The following is a 17,321-nucleotide window of genomic DNA, read 5'->3' as shown; positions in this document are numbered from 1 at the left end:
CGGCCCGCCCATGTCTTCGCTCTACTGGCCCTATCTCATCGCCGACTACTACCGCGGCCTTGAGATCGTGACCGCCGTCGTTGGCGTGATCATCCTGCTTTCGAGCCTGGATGACCTGTTCATCGACGGCTGGTACTGGGTGCGCGAGCTGCGGCGCGCCTTGACGGTCAAGCGCCGCTACGCGCCGTTGACGGCAGCGCAATTGCGCGCCAAGGAAGAACAGCCGCTGGCGATCATGGTGCCCGCCTGGCTCGAGTACGACGTCATCGCCTCGATGCTCGAGACGATGGTGTCGACGCTCGAATACAAGAACTACATGATCTTCGCCGGCACCTACCAGAACGACGAACGCACCATCAAGGAAGTCGAGCGCATGCGGCGGCGCTATCGGCAACTGATACGGGTGGAGGTGCCGCACGATGGCCCGACCTGCAAGGCCGACTGCCTGAACTGGATCGTGCAGGCCATCTTCGCGCAGGACGCCCGCCAGCCCGTGCCGTTCGCCGGCGTCATCCTGCACGACAGCGAGGACGTGCTGCACCCGCTGGAACTGAAGTACTACAACTACCTGCTGCCGCGCATCGACTTCATCCAGCTGCCGGTGACGTCGCTGGAACGCCACTGGTACGAGCTGGTGGCCGGCACCTACATGGACGAGTTCGCGGAATGGCACACCAAGGACCTGGTGGTGCGCGAGAGCCTGTCGAAGATGGTGCCTTCGGCCGGCGTGGGCACCTGCTTCTCGCGACGCGCACTGGTCGAACTGGCCGCCGAGACCGACAACCAGCCCTTCAACACCGACACGCTGACCGAGGACTACGACATCGGCGCGCGGCTGGCGCAGCGCGGCATGCGGCAGATCTTCGGCAAGTTCGGCGTCGAGTACGTGACGCGGCGCCGCGCCTGGTTCGGACTGGGCAAGGAGAAGGTGTCGACCATCCACATGCCGCTTGGGGTGCGGGAGTATTTTCCCAACACCTTCCGCACCGCCTACCGGCAGAAGGCGCGCTGGACGCTGGGCATCGGGCTGCAGGGCTGGCAGCAGGTCGGCTGGACCGGTTCGCTGGCGACCAAATACCTGCTGTTCCGCGACCGCAAGGGCCTGGTGACCTCGTTCATCGCGATCCTGGCATACCTGCTGCTGGCCAACTTCTTCCTGTTCTACCTGGCCGACCTGTTCGGCTGGTGGACCGTGTATTACCCGTCCTACTTCCGCCCGGGCGGCTGGCTGGTGACGCTGATGTGGATCAACGCGGTGGCCTTGCTGCTGCGGGTGGTGCAGCGCGCCTATTTCGTCGGTCGCATGTATGGCTGGGAACACGCGATCCTGTCGATCCCGCGCATGATCGTCGGCAACTTCATCAATGCCATGGCCGCGGCGCGTGCCTGGAAACTGTTCATCGGCCACTTGATCACGGGCAAGCGGCTTGCCTGGGACAAGACCATGCACGATTTCCCGTCCACCGACCAGCTGGCGCAACAGCGCCAGCGCCTGGGCGAGCTGCTGCTGTCCTGGCAGGCGATCGACGAGGACAAGCTGGCGCGGGCGCTGGAGATCCAGTCGCGCGACAAGCGGCCGCTGGGCGAAATCCTGATGGAACAAGGCTGGCTGGACGAAGGCACGCTCAGAGAGGCGATCCACTTCCAGCAAGGCGGCCAGGCCGATATCGCGCCGACGCACGGCGAAAACAAACCCGCGACTCCATGAAGCCATTGACCCGTTCCTTCCTGCTGTCCGCCGCGCTGGCCTGCGCCGGCCACGCCGGGCCCGCCGCCGCGCAGTCGGCGCCGCGCGCCGCCGAGGCGCCGCTGGAGGGCGCCGCCTATCAGTTCGCCGACGAGGGCTACAAGAGCTACGACGCGGGCAACTACGCACAGGCCCAGCAGCAGGCCGAATCGGCCATCGCACTGCGGCCGGACGTGGAGCGGCTGCGCCTGCTCCTGATCTACGCACTGCAGAAGCAGGGCAAGCTGCGGGAGGCGGACAAGGCCGCCGCCGACGCCATCGAGAGCGGCCTCGATACCCCCGCCTTGCGCCAGGCGCGCGCCAATCTGCGACCGCGCACCGCGCCGGCCGCCGCCGCGGGCGGCGGCGCGCCCGGCACCACCGCCGCCTATCGTCGCGGCTTCCCGATAGCCACGCGCGCCTACGCCGACTACAACCGCGGCGACTACGTTGCCGCGCAGCGCGGCGCCGAGCAGGCCTTCCGCATCGACCCCAAGCAGGGGCCGTGGGCCATGTTGTGGCTGGATGCGCTGGAAGCCCAGGGCAAGTACGCCGAGGCGCAGGCCGCCGCGGACAAGGCCATCGCGCTCGGCGCCCCCAACAAGAACGACCTGACCGCGCGCCGCGCCACGATGCAACGCCGCCTGGCCATCAAGCCCGCCGAACAGGGCTACCAGGCGCTGATCGCAAACCGTCCCGGCGACGCGGTGCCGCTGGCGCGCGAGGCCGTGGCGCTGGCCCCGGATACCGCCAGCCACCGTCTGCTGTTGATGACCGCGCTGATGCTGGACAACCAGCTGGGCGCGGCCGAGGACGCCGCCACCGACGCGCTCGGGCAGGATGACGAGAACACGGTGGCGCTGGTGATGCGCGCCTACCTGCGCCAGCGCCAGGGCAAGACCGACGAGGCCAATGCCGATTTCGATGCCGCGCTCAGGCAGGACTGGCTGGACGACGACCAGCGCCGCAATGTGCGCCTGATCGCGGCCGACGCCGCGCTCGCCGGCGGCGAGACCAAGCGCGCGCTGGCGCTGCTGGAGCCGCTCGGGGCCAAGGACGAAGCCGCCGCAGCCCGTATCAAGCGGGCGCGCTCGGCGCCCACCGTGCCGGCTACGCTGACGCTGGCCAACTACCCGGCGCCGCTGCAGGATTGCCGCGATACGCCTTACGGCACGTCCTGCGAACTGCTGCCGTCGGACGCCGCCGGCAGCGGCGGCCCCGCGGCGCTGGCCTACGCCGCCTATGCGCGCGAGGACTACCAGGAAGCCATTGCGCAGGCGCGCAAGGCCGCCGAGCAGGATCCCGCCAACAAGGAATTGCAGCGCCTGCTGACCACCACGCTGGCCGCGGGCAACGCGGCGCAATTGGCCGACGCCGAGAAACGCATGGGCGAAGCGCTGGCCGCGCAGCCCGACGACCCCGCCCTGCTGATGCAGCGCGGCTACCTGCACCAGCGCATGGGCAAACCCCGCCTGGCGCTGGAGGACTTCCAGGCGGCCCGCGCCACCGGCAAGGCGCCGCCGACCGTGATCCTGGACGAGGGCTATGCGTTGTCGGGCGTCGGCGACAAACGCGGCGCCGTGGAGAAACTGAAACAGGCCATCGACGAGGCCGATGCCGGCAAACTGGAACTGACACCGCAACAGCGCTACGACACGCGCAGCGGCATCGCCGGCCTGTCGCGCGAATGGGGCGGCTACGTTTCCGCCGGTTATCGCGGCGCGCGGCCGGCGTCTTCCGGGCTGGGGGGCGCGGCGATCACGGTGCCGGGCGATGCGGTATTCAGCACCGCCGAGATTTTCTGGCGGCCGTCCGACTTCCTCAATTCATCGACACGCACGTTCGAACTGTATGGACGGCTGTCCAATACGCTGTACGACAACGGCAGCCGCACCAAGAGCCAGACCGTCAGGAACCGTTGCGGCGAAGGGGTGATCGATGTCGCGGGCCAGAGCAACGACGGCATCGCCGGCATCCCCACCACCGTCGGCTCGCTCGGCATGCGCTTCACGCCATCCACCGAGGTGGGGCTGACCTTCGGCCTGGAGCGCCAGTTCAACCTCGGAACGGCAACGCGCACCGGCATCCTCACTCCGCGCTCGACCGATACGTTCTGCGGCCTGAACAGCGCCAACCAGACCGCCCACTACAAGGCGGACGCGGGCAGCGGGGGCTGGCTCGCCTACGTCACCTACGGCCTGTACGAAGGCACGACGTTGCGCATCGATCGGCCCGACTGGTTCACGATGGAAGGCTATGTGCAGGCCGGGTATTCCTGGCAGGACATGCCGGCCCGGTTCTGGGTGCGCGACAACGCCACCGGCAAGGACTCGGACAGCGTCCGCGGCAAGCTCAAGCGCGACCAGGCGTTCGGCGCGGGGGAGTTGCGGATCGGGCGCAGTTATCGCCTGGACGCCATCAGCGAAAAGCTGGTGTTCTTTCCCTATGGGGTGATCGGCGCCGACTGGCTGTGGACCAACAACAAGGTGACGGGTGTCCAGCTGGGCGACAGCAGCACCCATCCGCTGCAAGGCAACGGATCGAGCTGGTCGCTGGGCGCGGGCCCCGGCTTCAACCTGCGCTACTGGTTCCGCGAGGATCACTACAACGCGCCACGGTCCTACCTGGACCTGACCACCCAATACCGTTTCAACATCGGCGGCGGCCAGGCCGACCGGGCCAAGGGCCTGTTCATCAACCTGACCCTGTCCTACTGAGCCCCGCCGATCCGTATCCATGAAGGAATCCGCAAACATGACTACCGCTATCCGCCCCCTGCCCCGCCGCCCGCGCCTGGCGTCGGCCCTGTGCGGCTTGCTGCTGGCGCTGGCCGCCGCGGGCGCCCAGGCGCAGCGAGCCTCGTCCATCGTCATCCAGGGCAAGGACAACTGGCTGTTCCCGGGCTGGGGCAGCCTGACCCAGGTGGATACGCGTGGCATCGACGCCGCCACCCAGCTGGTGCGCGAAACCCGCGACGCGCTCGCCGCCAGGGGCGTCCAGCTGGAAGTGCTGGTACTGCCAGACAAAACGCTGTTCTACCAGGACAAGCTGCCGGACGGCACGACGCTGAGCGCCGATGTCAGGAAGCGCTACCAGACCATACAGGACAAGCTCAAGGCCGCCGGCATCTCCACCATCGACGACGAGGCCGTGCTGCGCCGCCTGAAGGATGGCGGCCAGGATGTGTTTTATCGCACGGACCAGCACTGGACCCAGGCCGCCGCCGACGCCACCGCCGAGGCCCTGGCCCAGCGCATCAGGCAGGACGTGAAGACGCTGGCCGGCAAGCCGGGCACCGGCATGGCGCTGGGCAGCGTGGTCAACGAACGCCGCTATGGCGATCTGGCCGAACTGTTCCTGACGCCCGAACAGCGCAAGCAGGCGGGGCGCGAGACCTTCACCGTGCGCCGCCAGGCCGACAACCAGAGCCTGATCGATGACGCGCCCGCCCCGGTGCACGTGACCGGCCACAGCATGGTGCAACCCTACTTCGGCTTTCCGCAGAAGCTGTCCAATCTGCTGGATCGCCCGGTTTCCGTGAATTGGAAGCCCGGCAACGTCGGCCACTGGATCATGCTGCTGGAATACCTGGAGTCGCCCGCCTTCAAGCAGAACAGGCCGCAGGTGCTGGTGTGGCAGATGTTCGAGCCCACCTATGCGCAGGGCCCCGATGCCAAGGGGCTGTGGGACAACGCCTCCATCATGACCGCCGACGCCTGGCGCGGCCGCATGAAGGCGGCGGTGGGGCAATAGCGCCGTGGCGCAACCCGACAAGGCGGCGCCGCCCGAGACGGGCCATCGGCGCAACGCGATCGTGATCGGCGTGCTGCTGGCGCTCGGCCTGGGCTGGGGCGCCTGGTGCCTGGCGCAAGCCAGGCTGGGGGCCGCCGACGTCGCGCCCACGGCCTGGATGAACGGCACCGCGGGGACCGTGCTGAACCAGTCGCTGCGGCTGCCGGCGCAGGGCGCGGTCAACACCTGGAATGCCGCGATCCGCTACCGCCTGCTCGGCGACCTGGGCGAGCAGGTGGCCATGGGCTGCCCGCAATGGCTGTTCTACCGTGACGGCCTGCGGCCGCAACCCGGGGTGCATGTCTTCGATGAGCGCCTGCGCCTGATGCGCCACTGGGTCGAACAACTGCGCCAGCGGCAGGTGCGGCTGCTGGTGGTGGTGGTGCCCGACAAGTCGCGCATCGAGGCCGATCACCTGTGCGGCCAGACCGTCTCGCTGCCGATGCGGCGCACGCTGGACGACTGGAATGCCGCCCTGCATGCGCAGGGCGTGCCGTTCGTCGATCTGCGCGACGCCCTGGCACAGGCCGAAGCGCCGCGCTACTTCCGCACCGACGTGCACATGAACGCCGCCGGCGCGCAGGCCGCGGCCGCGCGCGTGGCGCAGGCCGCCCTGCCGCTGCTGGGCGGCTCCGGCACCCAGGCCTTCAAGGAAGATCCCGCGGGTGCGCCGCAGCCGCGCATGGGCGACCTGATCGTGCTGGCAGGGCTGGAGCAGGCACGACCTGGCTGGCGTCCCGAGCTGGACCTGGCGGCGCCGCAGAAGATCGAACCGGTGCGCGGCGGCGGGCTGCTCGATGACACCCCACCGGTGGAGGTGTTGCTGGCCGGCAGCTCCAACGGCCGCCGCAGCAATTTCGCCGAGCGGCTGGGCATGGGACTGGGGCGCGAGGTCTGGAACCTGAGCCTGGATGGCGGGCAGTTTTCCGGGGCCTTGCTGGTGGCCCTCAAGCAGCGCGAGCAATGGCCCAAGAGCCTGAAGCTGGTGATATGGGAGTTTTCGGAAATGGCGCTGTCGCTGCCGCTGACCGACGACGAGAAATCCGTGCTGGCCCGACTGCCCTGACCGAAGATGCTATTCAACTCCTACCTGTTCCTGCTGATCTTCCTGCCCATCACGCTGGCCGTGTACTACGGCGCGGGCCGCTTCAATCTGCGGTTGGCGGCATTGTGGCTGTGCCTGACCTCGTTCGTCTTCTACGGTTGGTGGAACCCGCAGTTCGTGGTGCTGCTGGCGGGTTCGATCGCCTTCAACTTCCTGGTCAGCCTGCTGATCCTGCACACCGCGGCACGGCCCCGGTTGCAGGGGCTGATCGTGGGACTGGGCGTGGGCGCCGACCTGGCGCTGCTGTTCCACTACAAATACTTCGCGACGCTGCTCAATTTCCTGACCGACCTGGGCATGACCAGTTCGACCATGGACGCGATCATCCTGCCGCTGGGCATTTCGTTCTTCACCTTCACCCAGATCGGCTACCTGCTGGATTGCCGCGCGGGCGTGGTCAAGGAACGCAGCCTGCTCAGCTACGTGCTGTTCGTGACCTTCTTCCCGCATCTGATCGCCGGCCCGATCCTGCATCACAAGGAGATGATGCCGCAGTTCGCGCAGCCCGAGAATTACCGCTTCAAGGCCGAGAACCTGTCGGTGGGCGGCATGCTGTTCGTGATCGGCCTGGCCAAGAAAGTGCTGCTGGCCGATGGCATCGCGCCTTACGCCGATGCCGGTTTCGCCGCGCCTGGCGAACTGCAGTTCTGGGGCTCGTGGGGCGCCAGCCTGTGCTATGCCTTGCAGTTGTATTTCGACTTCTCCGGCTATTCGGACATGGCGCTAGGCCTGGCCAAGATGTTCGGCATCCGCTTCCCGCTGAATTTCAACTCGCCCTACAAGGCGGGCAGCATCATCGAATTCTGGGCGCGTTGGCACATGACACTCACACGCTACCTGACCGCCTATCTCTACTACCCGGTGGCCATGGCCATTTCGAAATGGCGCGCCGATCGCAATCTGCCCGTCGGGGCGCAGGGCGTGGCCACGGTGGGCGGCTTCCTGGCCAGCATCGTCACGCCGACGCTGTTCACGATGGCGCTGGCCGGCGTCTGGCACGGCGCCGGCTTCCAGTTCCTGGTATTCGGCCTGCTGCACGCCATGTACCTGTCGGTGAACCACGCCTGGCGCATCTTCGTGGTGGGCCGCAAGCCCGCCGCCGCGCGCAACCTGAACGTGGTCAAGCGAGCCGCCTGCGTGCTGCTGACCTTTGTCGCGGTGCTGGTGGCGCAAGCGTTCTTCCGCGCCCACGGGGTCGGCGACGCCATGCTGCTGATGCAGGGCATGATCGGCCTGCGCGGCATGGAAACGCTGGACCTCGCCACCCACGTCAGCGGCCTGGCCTGGGGCGATGCCTGGCGCGTGCTGGTCGGCCACCACCTGCAGTTGATCTATGCTGTGGTGCTGCTGGGCATCGCCTGGTTCGCGCCCAATGCGCACCAGATCCTGGGCCGCTACTCGCCGGCGCTGTTCAAGCCGCAGGAAGCGCCTTCGCCCTGGATGCGCTGGCGTCCCAACCTGCCCTGGCTGGCCGCGATGCTGGCCCTGCTGTTCTTCTGCCTGGTCAACCTGCACAAGGAAACCCGGTTCCTCTATTTCCAATTCTGACCGCGGCGCGGTCGCGGAGTACGCTATGGACATCAACGATATCGAAGCCAAGGTGGCCGACCTGATCGAAGGCATCATCCTCACCAAGGTCGATCCCGATACCCTGCTGATCGAATCCGGGCTGGTGGATTCGCTGGCCGCGGTGGACGTGGCGTTGGCGGTGGAACGCCAGTTCGGCTGCAAGATCCCGCCGACCGAGATCGACGTGCACCTGGAGTCGGTGCACACGCTGGCGACCTTCATCGCGGAGCACGCGCGCGCCTGACGTCTTCCTGGGGGCAGCATCATGCGTTTCGATTTCAACGCCTACGATTTCGCCGATACGGCCGTCGCTGCCGACGCCATCGCGGTGGTCGACGCGCAGGGCGCGTTGACCTGGGCAGCGCTGCGCGCCGCCACGCAGGCCTGGGAACAGGACGCGCTGCGCGCCGGGGTCACCGCCGGCGTGCCGCTGGTGATCTCCGGCCACAAGGAAGCCGCCTTCCTGGTGGCGATCCTGGGGTGCCTGCGGCTGCGGGTGCCCTTCGTGCCGGTCGACGTCATCAACCCGCCCGAACGCATCGCCCGCATCGGCGAACTGGTGCGCGCCGGCCTGCGCTACGACGCCCAGGCCAACACCTTCGCCGCCGGTTGCGCCAGCCCCGCGCCGCTGGCCGAGGCCGGACTGGCCTACATCATGTTCACCTCGGGCAGCACCGGCGACCCCAAGGGTGTGCAGATCGGCCGCGAAAGCGTCACCCTCTTCGCAGGCTGGATCCGCGACTGCCTGAACCTCGGCCCGGCGCCCGCGTTCATGGACCAGATGCTGTTCAGCTTCGACTTCTCGCTGTTCAACTGGGTCGGCGCGCTGGAACTGGGCGGCGCCTGCGTGCTGTGCCCGCGCGAGACGATCGCGCAGCGCGACCGCTTCGTGCAATACCTGGCCGACACCGGCATCAACGTCTGGGCCTCGACGCCGTCGTTCGTGCGCCAGCAGCTGTTCAACCCGGATTTCGACCACGCCCACCTGCCGCGGCTGCGCGCCTTCGTATTCGGCGCCGAGTCGCTCACGCCGACGCTGGCCGAGGAACTGTGGCAGCGTTTTCCGGACGTTCGCATCATCAACTCGTACGGCCCCACCGAGGCCACCTGCTCCACTACCTGGGTCGAGATCGACCCCGCCCTGCGTGCCGAAGCGCCCAACCCTTTTCCCATCGGCCGCGCCAAGCCGTATGCCGAGGTCTTCATCGAGAACGGCGAAATCAGCATTGCCGGCGACCACGTCATGCGCGGTTACCTCAATCGCCCGGACCTGAACGCCTCGCGCATGTTCACGCGCAATGGCAAGCGCGGCTATCGCAGCGGCGACCTGGGCGAGATCGATGCGCGCGGCCTGGTGACGTTCCGCGGCCGCATCGACGACCAGATCAAGTTGCACGGCTACCGCATCGAACTGGCCGAGATCGATGCCGCCATCGCCGCCCTGCCCGGCGCGCGCGCGGGCGCCACGGTCGCGCTGCGGCGGCCCGATGGCGCTATCATCCGTCTCATAGGATTCGTCGAACCGGCCGAGCCCGGAGCCGCGGGCCTGCAGCCGCTGCCCGCCGCGCTGGCGGACTGGAAAGCCCTGTTGGGCCGCAAGCTGCCCCCCTACATGATCCCGTCCGAACTGGTGGCCTGCCACCGCTTCCCGACGACCAGCACCGACAAGGCCGACCGCAAGCAGCTCGAGCGCATGTATCTCGACGCCCGCCTCAGCAAGAAACCGGAGCCGCAAGCATGATCCGTCGCACCCATTTCCCCATCCTGGCATTGACGCTGGCGCTGGCCAGCGCCAGCGCCGCCACGCAGGCCGAAGGCGTGCTCGCCCAGCTGTATGCCGCCCGTCCGCCGGCCGGCTCATCGTTCGTGCGGGTCGTCAATCCCGAAACGGGTCCCGTGCGCGTGCAGATCGCCAACGGTCCGTCGCAGGAAATCAGCCCGACCCAGCCCGCCAGCACCTACGCCATCGTCAAGGGCAACCAGCCGTTCAACCTGCTGATCGACGGCAAGCCGGCGGCCAGCCTGCAGGTCAAGCCCGACACCTTCACCACGCTGGTGGTGCGGCGCGACGGCGTCAATGTCAGCTACACGGCCATCGACGACAGCAATGGCGCCCAGGACGCGCTCAAGGCCGAGCTGCGCTTCTACAACCTGGCGGCCGATTGTCCCGGCGCCAAGCTCGAGGTGAGCCCGACCGGCCCCACGCTGTTCCAGGACGTCAAGCCGGGCGCATCGATGGCGCGCGCCATCAACCCCGTCAGCGCCACGCTGGCGGCGGGCTGCGGCACCGTGCTCTCGCCCTCGCTGGCCCTGCCGGCCCTGCAACCCGGCGATCACTACAGCCTGTTCCTGACCGGCAGCGCCACCGCGCCCACCCTGCACGGCCAGGCCAGCGCCACGGACCCCTACGGCAAGTAAGGAGGCCGCATGCGCCGCGTATTCCGGGACGACCACGAACTCTTTCGCGACCAGGTCCGGCGCTTCGTCGCCCAGGAGATCGCGCCGCACTACGCCGAATGGGAAAAGGCCGGCATCGTGCCGCGCTCGCTGTGGCGCCGCGCCGGCGCGGAAGGCCTGCTCAACTGCGCCCTGCCCGAACCCTACGGTGCCGGCGGCGATTTCGGCCATGCCGCCGTCGTGATCGAGGAACTGGCGCGCGCGAATTTCCTCGGCATCGGATTCTCGATCCATTCCGACATGGTGGCGCCGTATCTGGACGCCTTCGGCACCACCGCGCAGAAGGAACGCTGGCTGCCCGCCATGGCGCGCGGCGACATCATAGGCGCGATCGCCCTGACCGAACCGGGCGCGGGCAGCGACCTGAAGGCGGTGCGCACGCGCGCGCGCCGCGACGGCGACCACTACGTCCTGGACGGCCAGAAGACCTTCATCACCAACGGCGTCAATGCCGGCCTGGCGATCGTGCTGGCCAGCACCGATCCCGACCTGGGCGCGCGCGGCCTGTCGCTGTTCTGCGTCGAGGAAGGCCAGCCCGGCTTCACCAAAGGCACGCCGCTGAGCAAGATCGGCCAGCATTGCCAGGACACCTGCGAGCTCTATTTCGACGGGCTGCGCCTGCCCGTCGATTGCCTGCTGGGGCGCGAGAACAACGCCTTCGAATACCTGACCCAGGAACTCGCGCGCGAGCGCCTGGCGATCGCGCTGCGCGCCGGCGCCTCGCTCGAAGGCATGATCGACGAAGCCGCCGAGTACACCCGCAACCGCAAAGTCTTCGGCCGCCGCGTCATCGACTATCAGAACTCGCGCTTCAAGCTGGCCAGCGCCCGCGCGCAGGCCACCATGCTGCGGGTGTTCCTGGACGACTGCCTGGAAATGCACATGGCCGGCGAACTCGACGCCACGCGGGCGGCGATCGCCAAGCTCAATGCCACCGAAATGCAGGGCGCCATCCTGGATGACCTGCTGCAGCTCTATGGCGGCTATGGCTACATGGCCGAATACGGCATCGGCCGCGCCTGGGCCGACGCGCGCGCCCTGCGCCTGTTCGGCGGCACCAGTGAAATCATGCGGGAAATCATCGGCCGCGGCTTCGCCTGAAGCCGCGTGGCGTCAGACGCGCGCGGCCATCCAGGCGTCTATCAACGCGCGGGCCTCCGGCGTGTCGCCGATGACCCAAGGGTCGAGGGTGAATGCCACGATGCGCTTGGCGCCGTAGCCGCGGGCCACGTCCCATTGCTGCCTGACCCGGTTGAAATCGGCCGAGCGCGCCTTGAACGTGGTGCCGTCCGTCTTGCCCGACGGCAATTCCTCGAACAGCTCCATGACCAGGTCGAACGCGGCGCGGCGCTTGAGCAACATGTCGTGCAGCGGCTCCAGCGCCTGGTAGTTGGCCAGGCCCGCCACGCCCACGCCGTCCTGGATCATCGGATGGATGCGCACTTCGTCCAGCACCCGTGACCACAGTTGCATCAACGAGCCGGTGCCGCCGAGCCGGCTATGGTAGGTCGAGACCGACGGGATGCGATGGCAGCTGGCCAGCGAGGCGCGGGTGAAAGCGTCCAGCCATGGCACCAGCAGCGCCTGGCGCTCCGGCCGGGCCCAGTTGTACTGCTCCAGTTCGTACGGCACATACCAACCGCGGAAATTGCGGCGCTCGGGCCAGGCGGCCGCGCGCATGTAGGCAACGCCGCGATCGCGGGTGTGGTCAAGGTAGGCCGCCAGCGCCGCGTCGTCGGGCGCGGCCAGCATGTTCCACCAGCGCTGATCGTAGGGCAGGCCCACATGCACGCCCAGGCCGCTACGGTCGGCTTCGTCGAAGATGGCATCCAGCATCGACCGCGGCGCCATCCAGTCATCTGGCCGGCCGCCTTCCAGGCCGACCCATTGCAGGAAAATCTCGCGGCAACCCAGCCGCCGGTAGATGGCGATACGGCGCCGCCATTCATCGCGCGTCAGGTCGAGATGGCTGAGCCACAGTTGCAGAAAGGTCGCGTTCAGCGAGATCGGCGGCGCGCAGGCCGCCAGGGGCGCAAGCGCGCCCAGCGCCGCCGCCTGCAGCAGGCGGCGGCGCGCCAGCGATTGAAGCCGCGGGCGCGTCAGGGAAAGGCCCCTTGCCGGATCAGCCGCGATTGCCGAACAGGCCGGACAGCGAAGCCAGCAGGTCGGTCGGATTGAAGGACTGGCCCGGCTCGACGGCGCCCTCGGGCGTGGCCTTGTCGACCAGCTGCGGCAGCAGCGCGGACAGCGAGCCCAGCACCGAACCGGTGTCCTGCCCGGTCTTGGCGGCCAGTTCGTTGACCACGCCGGGATCCAGCACCCGGCCAAGCTGATCGGCGCTGACCGGCAGGTTCTGGCCCTTGCCGATCCATGACGCGACGATTTCACCCAGGCCGCCCTGCTGGAAGCTGGCGATCAGGCCGGACAGGCCGCCGGGGTATTTGTTCAGTTGTTCGATCAAGGCCGGCAGCAACGAGGCCGAGCCCCCTTGCTGACCGCCGCCAGCCATCGAGGCCAGGGTATCCAATAGACTCATCGCCGTGCTCCAGGAAAATCGGAAATCCAGTATAGGCCCATGACGCCGCGCATTCCGTCATCCAAAGGATACCGGCCCCGATCTTTGCAAAACTTGTCCTTTGGCGCGCCGGCCGCGCCTCAGGCCGCCTCGCGCAGGGCCCGCAGCGCCTTCTGGCCGGCGCGGCCATCGGCCGGCAGGCCCAGGGCGCGCTGCGCCGCCCGCAGCGCCTCGCGCGTGCGTTCGCCGATCATGCCATCGGGTTCGCCCAATTCATAGCCACGGGCAATCAGCAGCCGTTGCAATTCGCGCCGCTCGGCCCGCGACAGGCCGGGATCGTCCGTCGGCCAGGCCTGCGCCAGCGGCCCGCCGCCGCGCAGGCGGTCCGACAGGTGCGCGATCGCCAGGGCGTAGCTCTCGGCCGCGTTGTACGAGTACAGCGCATCGAAGTTGCGCGTCACCAGGAAGGCCGGCCCCGTGGGCCCGGCCGGCAGCAACAGGCCTGCCGGGGTCTCTCCCGGCGGCAACGGCGTCCCGTCGACCCGCGTCACGCCCTGGCCGCGCCAGGACGACAGCGGCCGCTTGTTCTTGCGCCCGGCGCCGGCCGTGGCCAGGCCCGCGGGCAGCCTGACCTCATAGCCCCAGTCCAGACCGCTGTTCCAACCGGCCCGCTTGAGGAAATTGGCCGTGGACGCCAGCGCGTCCGGCACGCTGTCGATCAGGTCGCGGCGGCCGTCGCCGTCGAAATCCACCGCCAGCCGCAGGTAGGTCGACGGCATGAACTGGGTCTGGCCAAAGGCCCCCGCCCAGGACCCCTTGAGCTTGTCTGGGTCGATGTGCTCGTCCTGGATGATCTTGAGCGTGGCGTAGAACTCGCCGCGGAAGTACGCCTGCCGGCGGCCGAAGCACGACAGCGTCGACAGCGACGTCAGCAGCGGCCGGCCGCCCAGCGTCCGGCCGTAATTGCTCTCGACGCCCCACACCGCCGCGATGGTGGCGGGATCCACGCCATAGCGCGATGCGGCGCGATCGAGTTCGGCGCGCCAGCGCGCGATACCTTCCTTGCCGTCGGCGACGCGCTCGTCGTCGACCAGCGCCGCCATGTAGTCCCAGATCGGCGTCTTGAATTCCGGCTGGGCGTCCAGCAGGCCGATCACGGCCATGTCGGGCGCCAGGTTGGCGGTGTGCGTGGCGAAAGTGGCGCCGGACACGCCGGCCTTGGCCGCGGGCGCGCGCAGGCCGGCCAGGCAGGTCGCGAACGCGTCGGCGGCCTGCGCGGAAGTGGACAGCGTCAGCGCCAGGGCGGCCAGCGACGCGGCGTAGCGGATTTTCATGTCGAAGGAGTTCCCGTGGAAGCGTCGGCCGGGTCGCCCTGCAGGCGCCGCTGCCAGTCTTCGACCTGGCCCAGCCGGGCGCGCTTCTCGAACAGCGCGCGCCAGTTGGGCGACAACGCCGGCAGCGCCGCCAGCTCGGCCAGCGTCGGCACGTCCAGCACCCGGCGGTTGAGAATGTCCTGAATGCGGGCCAGCGACCATTGTGGATGGGGGCGGTCGCGCAGCGACAGCGTATCGCCCGGCGCCAGCCAACCCTCGCGCAGCACGCGGTAGTACCAGCCGGTCTTGCCGCTGGCCTGCACCTGGGCCGACATGCCCGGGTGCGCGAAACGGTGGTTCAGCTTCCAGCATGGCTGGCGTGCCTGGGATACCTGTATCAGCGCCCCGCCCAGCGCGTACGTGTCGCCCACGCAGACGTCTTGTTCGGTCATGCCGTAAGTGGAGAGATTTTCACCGAACGCGCCCGGGGCGCGCAGGACGGCGCGTTCGCCCAGTTCCCGCAGCCATGCGGGATAGTGCTCGCGGGCATAGTGATGCAGCGCCTTCTCCGGGCCGCCGTGAAAGCGGCGGTCCGCCTGTTCGTCACCGCGCAACCCCTCCAGGCCGAGCCACAACGGCCCTTCGACCGGATGCTTGTCGATGCCGCTGTCGCGGCCGGAATCCCCCAGCGGGCGCACCGCCCCCGCCAGCAGCGCGTCGATCACGATTTCCATGCCGTCATCCTCGATCCGCCTGCAGGGCAGCCAGTTCGGCCTCGTCGAAACCCGCGGCGCGGCGCGCCGCCAGGTTGAAGGGGCCGCGCAAGCGCGGCGCGTTGTAGCGGCTGGCCAGTTCGGCGTAACAGGCGACCGGCTCCCTGCCCTGCCGCGCGCACAGCAGCTTGTACCAATGATTGCCGATCGCCACGTGGCCGATCTCGTCGCGCAGGATGATGTCGACGATGGCCGCGCTGCGCGCGTCGCCGGCGCCCGCCAGCTTGTTGCGGATCAGTGGCGAGGCGTCCAGCCCGCGCGCCTCCAGCGTGCGCGGGACCAGCGCCAACCGGGCCAGCAGGTCGTCGCGGGTACGTTCGGCCATTTCCCACAGCCCGTCATGGCCGGGAAAATCGCCGTAGGCGTAGCCCAGGTCGGCCAGGCGCTGGTTCAGCAGCTCGAAGTGGGTGGCCTCTTCGCGCGCCACGCGCAGCCAGTCGCGGTAGAAGGCGTCCGGCATGCCGGCGAAACGCCAGAGGATGTCCAGCGCCAGGTTGACCGCGTTGAATTCGATATGCGCCAGGGCGTGCAGCAGCGCCGCGCGGCCCTCGAGCGTGGCCATGGAACGCTGCGGCACCTCGGACGGCGACACCAGCACGGGCACGGCGGGCCGCCCCGGCAGCGCGCCATGGGCAACGTAGTGGCGCGCGCAATCCAGCGGCGCCTGGTCGCCGATGGCGCGCACCCGCGCCAGCTTGTCGGCCCAGCCGACGGCGGCCAGCGCCTCCAGCGCCGCCGCCCGCAGGCAAGCCATGCCGCCTGCGCGAGGTTCATTGCCGCCCGGGGCGACGATTGAATTGCTATCCATGAAAATTTCCGCCGCGAAACGGCTCGGGGCCGCACGCAAGACCATGACCATACGCAATAACCCTGCGCGCTCATCAGGTGCCGCGCACCGCGCGCCAGTGAAGACTTTATCATTCGTGCATGGATTCGCCGCTACGCCTGACCATCGAGACCGACCTGTCCCGCATCGACGCCCGCCAGTGGGACGCCCTGGCAGGCGACCAGCCGTTCCTGCGGCATGCCTTCCTGCATGCGCTGCACGACAGCGGCTGTGCCGCGCCGCGCACCGGCTGGTCGCCGCACTACCTGATGCTGTGGCGCGGCGATGCGCTGGCGGGCGCCGTGCCGCTCTACCTGAAATCGCATTCGCGCGGCGAGTACGTGTTCGACTACGCCTGGGCCGACGCCTTCGAGCGCCACGGCCTGCGCTACTACCCCAAGCTGCTGGCGGCGGTGCCGTTCACCCCGGTCTCGGGCCCGCGCCTGCTGGCCGCCAGCGACGAGGACCGCGACACGCTGGTGCGCGGGCTGGTCGCCTTCGCCGAAGAAATCCAGGTGTCGTCGCTGCACCTGCTGTTTCCGGCCGCGGACGACCTGCGCGCCCTGCGCGAGGCCGGCTTCATGGTGCGCGAAAGCGTGCAGTTCCACTGGACCAACCCCGGCTACGCCGACTTCGACGCCTTCCTGGCCACCATGAGCCACGACAAGCGCAAGAAGATCCGCCAGGACCGCAAGAAGGTGGCGCAGGCCGGGCTGGCGTTCCGCTGGCTGCGCGGCGCGCAGATCGACACGGCCGAACTGGATTTCTTCCACCAGTGCTATTGCCACACCTACTTCAACCACGGCAATCCGCCCTACCTGAGCCGCGAATTCTTCCTGCGCGCCTATCGCGACCAGCCCGACGCCTTCGTGCTGATCCTGGCCGAACGCGACGGCCAGCCGGTGGCGGCGGCCCTGAACCTGGCGGGCGGCGACACGCTGTACGGAAGGTATTGGGGCGCGACGGAATACGTGCCGGGGCTGCACTTCGAAACCTGCTATATGCAGGCCATCGCCTACTGCATCGCCCACGGCATGGCGCGTTTCGAGGGCGGCGCGCAAGGCGAGCACAAGATGGCGCGCGGTTTGCTGCCCACGCCCACCTGGTCGGCGCACTGGGTCGCCGATCCGCGCTTCGCGGCCGCGATCCAGCACTTTCTCGATGAGGAAACCGCCGCGGTCGACGACTACCTGGGCGAACTCGAGGCCCACACGCCGTTCAAGCGCGCGGCGGCGGATTGACCGC

Annotated in this window: 15 protein-coding genes; 10 read left to right on the top strand and 5 right to left on the bottom strand. The window is 68.6% G+C overall.

Going from position 1 to position 17,321, the window contains the following annotated elements:
* The first annotated feature begins 10 nt into the window (after positions 1-10).
* Genes AC6CR5_RS27850 through AC6CR5_RS27810 form a run of 9 tightly spaced genes read left to right on the top strand, consistent with a single transcriptional unit; the run spans position 11 to position 11,750 of the window.
* Entirely contained in the window at positions 11-1,708 is a 1,698-nt protein-coding gene (locus AC6CR5_RS27850) for a glycosyl transferase family protein (RefSeq protein ID WP_448684745.1), read from the top strand.
* Positions 1,705-4,443, top strand: a complete 2,739-nt coding sequence (locus tag AC6CR5_RS27845) for an NfrA family protein (protein WP_498085094.1) — start codon at positions 1,705-1,707, stop codon at positions 4,441-4,443. The genes AC6CR5_RS27850 and AC6CR5_RS27845 overlap by 4 nt, the downstream gene beginning before the upstream one ends.
* Positions 4,444-4,480: 37 nt before the next feature.
* Positions 4,481-5,479: an alginate O-acetyltransferase AlgX-related protein gene (locus AC6CR5_RS27840; protein WP_006384425.1), complete on the top strand. Its 999-nt coding sequence runs from the start codon at positions 4,481-4,483 to the stop codon at positions 5,477-5,479.
* A 4-nt stretch (positions 5,480-5,483) separates the two neighbouring features.
* Entirely contained in the window at positions 5,484-6,584 is a 1,101-nt protein-coding gene (locus tag AC6CR5_RS27835) for an alginate O-acetyltransferase AlgX-related protein (protein ID WP_269888203.1), read from the top strand.
* A 6-nt stretch (positions 6,585-6,590) separates the two neighbouring features.
* Positions 6,591-8,171, top strand: coding sequence for an MBOAT family O-acyltransferase (locus AC6CR5_RS27830; protein WP_448684743.1), 1,581 nt, complete (start codon positions 6,591-6,593; stop codon positions 8,169-8,171).
* A 25-nt stretch (positions 8,172-8,196) separates the two neighbouring features.
* Positions 8,197-8,436 (top strand): acyl carrier protein, encoded by a 240-nt coding sequence (locus AC6CR5_RS27825; RefSeq protein ID WP_054445434.1) that lies wholly within the window; start codon positions 8,197-8,199, stop codon positions 8,434-8,436.
* Between the two features lie 21 nt (positions 8,437-8,457).
* Positions 8,458-9,933, top strand: a complete 1,476-nt coding sequence (locus AC6CR5_RS27820; RefSeq protein ID WP_049054062.1) for an AMP-binding protein — start codon at positions 8,458-8,460, stop codon at positions 9,931-9,933.
* Positions 9,930-10,610, top strand: coding sequence for an alginate O-acetyltransferase AlgF (locus AC6CR5_RS27815; protein WP_054496661.1), 681 nt, complete (start codon positions 9,930-9,932; stop codon positions 10,608-10,610). The genes AC6CR5_RS27820 and AC6CR5_RS27815 overlap by 4 nt, the downstream gene beginning before the upstream one ends.
* Positions 10,611-10,619: 9 nt before the next feature.
* Positions 10,620-11,750, top strand: coding sequence for an acyl-CoA dehydrogenase family protein (locus AC6CR5_RS27810; RefSeq protein ID WP_054471044.1), 1,131 nt, complete (start codon positions 10,620-10,622; stop codon positions 11,748-11,750).
* Between the two features lie 12 nt (positions 11,751-11,762).
* On the opposite strand, the gene AC6CR5_RS27805 is transcribed toward AC6CR5_RS27810, so the two are convergent.
* The 5 genes from AC6CR5_RS27805 to AC6CR5_RS27785 all read right to left on the bottom strand — a co-directional run bounded on the left by AC6CR5_RS27805 (position 11,763) and on the right by AC6CR5_RS27785 (position 16,058).
* The gene (locus AC6CR5_RS27805) at positions 11,763-12,635 is read right to left on the bottom strand and encodes a DUF4434 domain-containing protein (protein ID WP_498085760.1); all 873 of its coding nucleotides are present in this window, start codon (positions 12,633-12,635) and stop codon (positions 11,763-11,765) included.
* 136 nt (positions 12,636-12,771) lie between these two features.
* A complete protein-coding gene (locus AC6CR5_RS27800) occupies positions 12,772-13,185 on the bottom strand; it encodes a YidB family protein (RefSeq protein ID WP_006384432.1) in 414 nt (137 codons plus the stop codon).
* Between the two features lie 119 nt (positions 13,186-13,304).
* Complete coding sequence (locus AC6CR5_RS27795) at positions 13,305-14,498, bottom strand: lytic murein transglycosylase (protein ID WP_047992251.1); 1,194 nt, start codon at positions 14,496-14,498, stop codon at positions 13,305-13,307.
* Positions 14,495-15,211 carry an MOSC domain-containing protein gene (locus AC6CR5_RS27790; protein ID WP_241130972.1) on the bottom strand — a complete coding sequence of 239 codons (717 nt, stop codon included), beginning with the start codon at positions 15,209-15,211 and terminating at the stop codon, positions 14,495-14,497. The genes AC6CR5_RS27795 and AC6CR5_RS27790 overlap by 4 nt, the downstream gene beginning before the upstream one ends.
* Positions 15,212-15,215: 4 nt before the next feature.
* Entirely contained in the window at positions 15,216-16,058 is an 843-nt protein-coding gene (locus AC6CR5_RS27785; RefSeq protein WP_006389419.1) for a ferritin-like domain-containing protein, read from the bottom strand.
* A 119-nt stretch (positions 16,059-16,177) separates the two neighbouring features.
* Between AC6CR5_RS27785 and AC6CR5_RS27780 the strand changes: the two genes are divergently transcribed.
* Positions 16,178-17,317: a GNAT family N-acetyltransferase gene (locus tag AC6CR5_RS27780; RefSeq protein WP_053498451.1), complete on the top strand. Its 1,140-nt coding sequence runs from the start codon at positions 16,178-16,180 to the stop codon at positions 17,315-17,317.
* The last annotated feature ends 4 nt before the right edge of the window (positions 17,318-17,321 follow it).

It is taken from the genome of Achromobacter sp. EG18, assembly GCF_059759395.1.
This window is presented reverse-complemented; position numbering and strand designations above follow the sequence as displayed.